The sequence below is a fragment of the Treponema endosymbiont of Eucomonympha sp. genome, from assembly GCF_001028545.1.
Genome location: NZ_BBPW01000392.1, coordinates 1 through 643, shown reverse-complemented (window position 1 = coordinate 643; position 643 = coordinate 1). Strand labels below are relative to the sequence as shown.

General features: G+C 62.5%; 1 protein-coding gene. It reads right to left on the bottom strand.

Features of this window, described 5'->3' with window-relative positions:
- Positions 1 to 604, bottom strand: a 604-nt coding sequence (locus tag AWU74_RS14300; protein ID WP_202966431.1) for an aldehyde dehydrogenase family protein, incomplete at its 3' end; no start/stop codon positions are given.
- Positions 605 to 643 lie beyond the last annotated feature (39 nt).

Here is a 643-nt window from a genome sequence, read left to right as displayed (position 1 = left end):
CCGGAGGCCGTTGCGGCTTTTCCGGCGTATCGGCGGGGCCGGTGAACGAAACCCCATCTTGGCAGGTCAAGTGATCGAACAGGTCGCCGGTCGAGCCAACGATGAACTGAAACGCGCCTTCAGGCAGAATTCCGGATTCCACGATCATGCGCGCCAGTGCGTGCGCCACGTAGGACGTCACCGTCGCCGGTTTCGACACGACGGGGACGCCCGCAAGCAGCGCAGGCGCCAGCTTTTCGAGCATGCCCCAGCATGGGAAGTTGAACGCGTTGATATGAACCGCAACGCCGTGCAGCGACGTGATGATATGTTGCCCGGCGAACGTGCCGGCCTTGCCCATCGGCTCGACCGCGCCATCCAGCAGGAAAGTTGAGTTCGGAAGCTCACGGCGGCCCTTGCCGGCATAGACGAACAGCGTTCCGATACCGCCGTCTACATCAATGAAGTTATCGGTGCGGGTGGCTCCAGTCTGGAACGAGAGCTTGTAAAGCTGATCCTTGCGCTCGGTCAGATACTGCGCGAGTTTCTTCAGCATGTCGGAGCGCTGGTGGAATGTCAGCCGCCGGAGATTCTTGCCGCCGGTACTGCGTGCGTGGGCGAGCATGCCTCCACGATCCCGTCCGCCGCTGGTGGCCGCGGCAAC